Raw genomic sequence first — 7,807 nt, forward strand, 5'->3', positions numbered from 1 at the left:
AAACGAATTAATTTGAACTATTTTAGGAGTTGCCTTTTATATAGAAAATATTATAAAGTTCTTAATAAAGAATTGATTGAATAAATTTATTTATCCTAAGTAAATAAAGAGGATATTCAAGTTTCAATTAGGTATTAGTAATTCCTTTAGTTGTTTAAAGTAAAAATGTATCCAATTAATGGCTTGACTCGTTCTTTATAAAGAATTAAAATAAATGTACATTTAGAATCTGTATAAACAATTATTAAAAATAAATAAATAAGGAGAAATCAAATAAAATTTATATTAATTGTTCTTTATAAGAAACAAGTGCGATATATTTTATAGAAAGTATTTAATACAAAAAAATAAAAATGTGGTGGTAATTTTGGAAAAGGAAATGAATATAAAAAGATTACTGACTTTAATGAAGAAACGTGTTTGGTTAATTTTTGTATCTACTATTTTATTTTCCGCACTTGCGACTATATATAGTGTTTATTTTACAAAACCACTATATGAATCATCTTCACGAATGATAGTTAATGCAAATCCAGAGTTAATGACTACCCTTATGGTAATGATAAAAGAACCTAGTTTTTTGGAGAACGTGGTGGATGAAATGGACTTAAATAGAACGCCTGAAGAATTAAGTAAGCAAATTTCTGCTAGTAGTATAGGTGGTTCAGCAATTGTTAAAATTTCTGTTTTTGATACCGATCCAAAATTGGCTGCACAAATTGCTGATACAACTGCAATTGTTTTTAAACAGCAAATCCCAACCCTTTTAGGATTTAGTGAAATAAATATTTTATCAAAAGCAAAAATTAATTCTTTTCCTATTAACGAAAATCATGTAAGGAACATCATGCTTGGATTTTTAGTGGGTCTAATTGCTGGAGTAGGGCTAATTTTTTTACTGGATCTTTTAGACAATACAATAAGGTCTGAGCGTGGCACGGAACAATTATTAGGGATTCCAGTATTGGGAAGTGTGTCTAAAATGAAAAAAAAACACTTTACTAAAAAAATGAATAAGGAGATTAAGGTAACGGTAAGGAGGGAGTCCTATGAAACTAGTAAATAAAAAATCACCCCAAATTATAAAAAGAATGGGTTTAATAGTTGAAACTAACCAATATTGCAATATCTCAGAACAATACCGAACAATTCGTACAAATTTTCTATCATCCCATAATTGCCTTAATTCACGTACTATAACCATAACTTCTCCAAAACGGGAAGATGGCAAATCAACAACAGCTTCAAATTTTGCTATATCTTTAGCGCAACAGGGAAAGAAAGTTCTTTTAATTGATGCTGACTTAAGAAATCCCACACTAAATATTACGTTTAAAATGGAGAATTATGTTGGCTTAAGTGACGTACTGGTCGGGAGAAATATAATTGAAGATTCGATTTTCAGATCAGGTATTAATGGTTTAGATTTAATGACAAGTGGACCAATACCTTTTAACCCAACTGAACTACTAGGCTCCAAAAAAATGGAAATATTAATTGAAACTGTCAGCATCCTTTACGATGTGATTTTATTTGATACTCCACCGGTCCTAGAAGTCTCCGATGCTAAAATAATTGCTAATCAATGTGATGGTCAAATATTAGTAATTCGTTGGGGAAAAACAAAAAATGAGGAAGCAATTGAGGCAAAGAAAATTTTAGAATCAGCAAAGGCAAAATTATTAGGAGTAATACTAAATGATAAAGAGTAAGGAAAACATTTTTTTAAAAATATAAGTTTAGATTTTTTTTTGAGTTATTCGTTCTTTATTAGGAACGGAATTGTTTGTATGAAAATAGGTGATGTCTTCTTACCATTATCAATGGAGGCACTCGGTCATGCTGTGGGTTGAAATAGACCTTAGACGCTGGTCGTCGAAAGTGTGATGTGAGGGGGGGTTAAATGCCCTATTTATTATTGAAATTTTCCATTATAAGATCACACGTGGACCTTATAATGGAAGATTTCAATTGAATAAACAAGAATTGGAGAGAGGAGATTGCCTCCCAAAAAGAACTCAATAAGGGAAATTACCATTTGCTGCATAGGAAATAGCATTAAAATGACCCAAGGAAGGTGAGAAAAAATGACCTATAAACAGAGGTTGTCTTTATTTATTTTAATTGACTCCTGCATTGTAGCAACTACAGTTTTTTTTAGTCAGTTCTTGGTGAATGCAACGTTAAATGTACTTACCATGCCATTAATTATCATGGCTTTTGCCATATTATTTAGCCATCATCTGTTTTCATTAGTATTCAATTTATATAAAAAGGCTTGGGAATACGCTAGTATTGGTGAATTATTAATTATTTTCAAGGTTGTTACTTGTTCTATAATCGTAGCGGCTATTATGCAAAAGCTTATTGTTTCAGAAATTTTTTTTAGAATGCTGGCTGTTACATGGTTACTTCATATACTTTTAATTGGAGGATCAAGATTCTGTTGGAGAATGTATCAAGATTCCTTTATTAACATAGCTACAAAAAAGATGAGAACTTTGATTGTAGGGGCAGGTTCCGCTGGAACCATGGTAGCAAGGCAGCTTTTGAAAAACCTTGAAGCAGACCTTATCCCGGTCGGGTTTATTGATGATGACTTAAATAAGCAAAACCTTGATATTTTAGGAATTCCAGTCATCGGGGGAATTAGTAAAATTGAAAAGACCGTAAAAAAATTTAATGTTGATAACATCGTGATAGCGATCCCTTCGCTAAGCAAAAAAGAGTTGAACTTTATATTTCAGGAATGTTCAAAAACAAATGCGAAGACACAAATTCTGCCGATGCTTGAAGATTTGGTTACAGGTAGGATTTCAGTCAACCAGTTCCGTGATGTTCAGGTAGAGGATTTATTGGGCAGAGAACCTATTAAGCTCGATATTGATAGTATATCAGAATACATTACTGGTAAAACAGTCCTAATAACGGGTGCAGGTGGTTCAATCGGTTCAGAAATAGGCCGTCAAATTGTCCCGTTTAATCCGGCAAGACTTATCCTATTAGGGCACGGTGAAAACAGTATATATTCAATTGATATGGAATTAAAAGAGAACAATCGTAAATCCCCAATCGAGTTTATCACGGAAATTGTTGATATACAGGATGGAGAAAAAATCGATTTGATCATGAGGATTTATAAACCAGATGTTGTTTATCATGCTGCCGCTCACAAGCATGTTCCGCTAATGGAACGAAATCCTGATGAAGCAGTAAAAAACAACGTCATTGGTACTATGAATGTTGCCAAGGCTGCAAGTAAAAATAGAGTAAAAACCTTTGTGATGATTTCCACAGATAAGGCGGTAAATCCAACTAGTGTAATGGGGTCAACAAAACGATTAGCTGAAATGATCATTCAGGATATGGATAGGAAAAGTCAGACGAAATTTGTAGCTGTGCGATTTGGTAATGTACTAGGAAGCCGCGGCAGTGTCATTCCCTTGTTTAAACGACAAATTGAAAAAGGCGGCCCTGTTACCGTTACCCATCCAGACATGGTCCGTTACTTCATGACGATTCCCGAAGCCTCAAGGCTAGTGATACAGGCAGGAGCTCTCGCAAAGGGAGGAGAAATTTTCGTTTTAGACATGGGGGATCCGGTTAAGATTGTGGATCTTGCTAAAAATCTGATAAAGCTATCGGGAAATTCAATTGAGGAAATTGGAATAGAATTCACAGGAATACGACCAGGTGAGAAATTGTTTGAAGAGCTTTTAAAAAAGGAAGAAGCTCATGAGCAGCAAATTTATCCGAAAATCTATATCGGCAAAACGTCAGAGTTATTTATAGAAGACATTAAGAAATTCCTAGTAACTTTTACTAACCTGGAAAAAGAGGAACTTAGAGAAAGATTACTACTAATTGCAAATGGTCAAGCTGCTTCAAAGCCAATAGTATCAATCTCCGTTTAGTAGTGTGTTAAATGAAAGTAAAGAAAGCAATTATGTCGTTATATTCTTAACCCAAGAATTTTTATAATACTCAGTAATCAAATCCAGGAGCCGGTGGAGAAGTTCAACTGACTGATCCGATTGCTAGCTTAAATCAATATGAAGCTGTTTATGTATAAGATTTTGAAGATGTTCGTTTTGATGTAGGAGAAAAGTTTGGTTATTTTCAAACAACGATTGAGTTCGCTCTAAACCATGAGGGTTTAATGAAAAAGTTATTAGAATATTTGAGAAAAACAGTTGAAGAAAAAGAGTATGTAAAATAGAAGAATGAATGGATGATAAAAATGCCAAAAAAAATTTTATTCTGTGCTACTGTAGATACTCATTTTGAATCTTTTCATTTACCTTATTTTAAGTGGTTTAAAGATCAAGGATGGGAGGTTCATATTGCTGCTAATGGAGTCTTGGATCTCCCGTTTGTAGATGAAAAATACAATATTCCTGTACAAAGGTCACCATTTAAATTTAAAAATATCCATTCATCTTTCCAACTTAAAAAGATTATTGAACAAAATAAATTTGATATTATACACTGTCATACTCCGATGGGTGGAGTTATTTCACGTTTAGCGGGACGCAATGCTAGAAAGGCTGGTACCAAGGTTATATATACCGCCCATGGATTTCATTTTTACGAGGGTGCACCGATTCAAAATTGGCTTTTGTATTATCCAATAGAAAAATGGCTATGTAATTATACAGACTGTCTAATTACTATTAATAATGAAGACTATCATTTTGCAAAAAAGCATTTTAAAAATAAACAAATTGAACATGTTTATGGGGTTGGTGTAAATACATCAAAATTCAAACCTATTGAATTAGATGCTAAAATTAAGCAAAAAAAATCATTGGGTTATCAAGCCGATGATTTTTTATTGTTTTACGCAGCCGAATTTAATGAAAATAAAAATCAGAAATTTCTAATTAGTATGATGTCATCCATAAAAAAACAAACTCCTCAGGTTAAACTCTTACTCGCTGGTGAAGGTTTTTTAATGGATGAGTGTAAAAAACTTGCAAAACATTTAGGTTTAGAGGAAATGATAAATTTCCTAGGGCATAGAACAGATATCGATGCAATCTTACCTATATGTGATGTTACTGTTGCATCAAGTCTCAGAGAAGGGTTGCCTGTTAATATAATGGAAGCTATGTCATGCGGTTTGCCTGTAGTAGCAACTGAAAATCGGGGTCATAAGGAGCTTATTAAGAATGATCGTAATGGCTGGATAGTAGGTAAAAATTCATTTCTAGAGATGGGAGAAAAGATAAAAATCCTAGTAAACGATCCAGAAAAAAAGATTCAATTTGGTAATTATGGCAGAAAAATGATTGAAGAAAAATATTGCATTCAAAATGTATTAGAACAAAAAAGTAAAATCTACAAAAAGTTTATGAATGAAAAGGAGGCTATAAAGTGGCTGGCCCAATAAGAATATTACATGTTGTAGTTAATATGAATAGAGGGGGGGCTGAGACGCTTTTAATGAATTTATATAGGAACATAAATCGGGCAAAAGTTCAATTTGATTTTTTGACGTGTAAAGAAGGTGCTTTTGATTCAGAAATAATTGAAATGGGTGGAAAAATTCACCGGATTCCCTATGTAACAGCTGTAGGGCATAAAGGCTATGTTAAAGCACTTGATATATTTTTTAACTCTAATTCCGATTATAAAATTATTCATTCTCATATGGATAAAATGAGTGGATTGGTACTGCGTTCTGCAAAAAAAGCAAACATTCCTATAAGAATTGCTCACAGTCACAATACACAAAGTGAGGGTGGAGTTTTAGTAAAGATATATAAATGGCTGGCAGGGCGCAAAATAAAAAATTCTGCAACGCATAAGCTAGCTTGTTCAATAGCTGCTTCAAAATGGTTATTCGGTAACAAAAAAGACTCTCTAATAATTAAAAACGGCGTAGATTTAACGAAGTTCACTTTTTCAAGTAATGTACGAGAAAAAGTGAGATATGAGTTTGGGATCAATCCTGATACATTTGTTGTAGGGCATGTTGGAAGGTTTAATCGGCAAAAGAACCATTCCTTTTTAATAGAGATATTTAAGGATTATTCGATTGAAAATCCAAATTCCAAACTAATCTTAGTTGGGGATGGGCCTCTTAAAGATCAAATCAAACAAAAAGTAAGAGATGGGCATCTTGAAAACCAGGTGGAGTTACTGGGAGTTAAAGATAATATTTCTGAACTTATTCAAGGCTTCGATGCTTTTGTGTTTCCATCTTTACATGAAGGATTACCTGTAACTCTTATTGAAGCACAAGCTATTGGTGTTCCTTGTTTAGTTTCAGAAACTGTGACACAGGAAGTAGATTTAGGTTTGGGATTAATTAGTTTTTTTAGTCTTGAAAATAAAAGTACATGGGCTAAAGAACTAAAAGCATTAAAGACTGGTTCAATAAAACCCTATCATAAAGCATTAAGAGATAGTGGTTACGATATTTCAGAATCAGCAAGAAATCTTGAAAATTATTACTTTCAGTTATCTACCTAATAATCGGGAGAGGATGGAAGCAAAAATGGCGAATATAGCATTATATATTGCAGATACAAGTCCTAGTGGAATCACAAGGTATGCGTTTAACATGGCTTCATGTCTTTCCGAATATGATCACCAATGTAAAATAATATCAGATACCAACTTCTCATCTTTAAGTCGGCAAGATATGATTGTATTAAGTAGAAACAAGAAGCTCGGTCCTTTAAAGGTTATTCAACGGATATGGAAATTAAAAAAAGAGATTGATAATAATATTATTAGTTTTGTAATTTCAAACGGATGGTATCATGACATGATAGCCCTTGCTGCGAGCAGGTTAAGTAAATGTAAACCAAATGTGATAGGAGTAGTACATACTAGGCCTGAATTATGGGGGTTAGAAAATAAATGGTACAAAAGATTTAAAAGTAGTTTAATAAGGAGCGTTTATGCTTCAGAGGATATCACTATCTCTGTCTCTGAATCCTTAGCGCAGGCACTAATAGACAAAGGATGGATAAAAGATCCTGTTACTATTTACAACCCGATAGTTTCTGAAAGAATAAAAGTGATTTCTAAAGTAAGGACTAAGAAAGATTCAATACTTAAACTAGTTTGTATGGGGTGGATTAATCCAATAAAGGGATATGACACTGCAATTAATGCACTTGCTGAAATCAGAAAAGAGTTACCAGCAAACCTAACAATAATTGGAGCACCTAATAATCAAGGTTATTTTGTTGAACTTAAGGAACAAATTTATAAATTGGGTCTTGAAAATCATGTGTTTTTTAAAGGGCCATTAGAAAATCCATTTGCATTATTAAATGAAATGGATGTTTTCATTCTTCCCAGCCGTTCAGAAGCCCTCCCAACAGCTCTTATTGAAGCTATGGCAATAGGTCTTCCAGTTATTGCTTGTGATTGTAACTTTGGACCGAGAGAAATACTTCAAGATGGGGAAAATGGCGCCCTAGTACCTATTAATGATTGGAAAAAAATCGCTGAAGAATCTCGAAAACTAGCTAGTGATCCGAAATTGTATCGTGAAATGAGCCAGAGAGCTATTAAACGTGCAGATTCATTTGATTTTTCTTCAAGTGCTTTTTTTTATAATGAATTATTAAAAAAATTTAAAAAAGTAGGGTAACATTAATATGTTAATCTTTTTCCTTTTTATAATCGAAGGAATCATTTGCTTTATTATTAAAGATAGTATTGTAGACCACGAGGTAGTATCACTAATAATCGTTCTAATAAATTCTTTAATAGTTATATTTTATCTTTCCATGAGGATCAAAGAAAAGGGTTATTATATATTAATCACTATTGGTTACATTTTACG

The 7,807-nt window shown here is 32.9% G+C and carries 6 protein-coding genes; all 6 read left to right on the top strand.

Features of this window, described 5'->3' with window-relative positions; translation table 11 throughout:
* Positions 1-367: 367 nt before the first annotated feature.
* The 6 genes from V7150_RS21160 to V7150_RS21185 all read left to right on the top strand — a co-directional run bounded on the left by V7150_RS21160 (position 368) and on the right by V7150_RS21185 (position 7,612).
* A complete protein-coding gene (locus V7150_RS21160) occupies positions 368-1,066 on the top strand; it encodes a YveK family protein (protein ID WP_335522217.1) in 699 nt (232 codons plus the stop codon).
* A complete protein-coding gene (locus V7150_RS21165; RefSeq protein ID WP_335522219.1) occupies positions 1,050-1,712 on the top strand; it encodes a CpsD/CapB family tyrosine-protein kinase in 663 nt (220 codons plus the stop codon). Before V7150_RS21160 ends, V7150_RS21165 begins: the two co-directional genes overlap by 17 nt.
* 375 nt (positions 1,713-2,087) lie before the next feature.
* On the top strand, positions 2,088-3,914 hold the full coding sequence (locus V7150_RS21170; RefSeq protein WP_335522221.1) for a polysaccharide biosynthesis protein: 1,827 nt from the start codon (positions 2,088-2,090) through the stop codon (positions 3,912-3,914).
* Positions 3,915-4,240: 326 nt separating this feature from the next.
* On the top strand, positions 4,241-5,392 hold the full coding sequence (locus V7150_RS21175; protein ID WP_335522223.1) for a glycosyltransferase family 4 protein: 1,152 nt from the start codon (positions 4,241-4,243) through the stop codon (positions 5,390-5,392).
* Positions 5,377-6,477: a glycosyltransferase family 1 protein gene (locus tag V7150_RS21180; RefSeq protein WP_335522225.1), complete on the top strand. Its 1,101-nt coding sequence runs from the start codon at positions 5,377-5,379 to the stop codon at positions 6,475-6,477. Before V7150_RS21175 ends, V7150_RS21180 begins: the two co-directional genes overlap by 16 nt.
* Positions 6,478-6,502: 25 nt before the next feature.
* Complete coding sequence (locus V7150_RS21185) at positions 6,503-7,612, top strand: glycosyltransferase (RefSeq protein WP_335522227.1); 1,110 nt, start codon at positions 6,503-6,505, stop codon at positions 7,610-7,612.
* The last annotated feature ends 195 nt before the right edge of the window (positions 7,613-7,807 follow it).

The sequence above is a fragment of the Neobacillus drentensis genome, from assembly GCF_036965245.1.
Classification (GTDB): domain Bacteria; phylum Bacillota; class Bacilli; order Bacillales; family Cytobacillaceae; genus Neobacillus; species Neobacillus drentensis_G.

Coding starts and splice junctions, on each gene's coding strand:
- V7150_RS21165 (WP_335522219.1), top strand. CDS start 1,050: ATGAAACTAGTAAATAAAAAATCACCCCAAATTATAAAAAGAATGGGT.
- V7150_RS21170 (WP_335522221.1), top strand. CDS start 2,088: ATGACCTATAAACAGAGGTTGTCTTTATTTATTTTAATTGACTCCTGC.
- V7150_RS21175 (WP_335522223.1), top strand. CDS start 4,241: ATGCCAAAAAAAATTTTATTCTGTGCTACTGTAGATACTCATTTTGAA.
- V7150_RS21185 (WP_335522227.1), top strand. CDS start 6,503: ATGGCGAATATAGCATTATATATTGCAGATACAAGTCCTAGTGGAATC.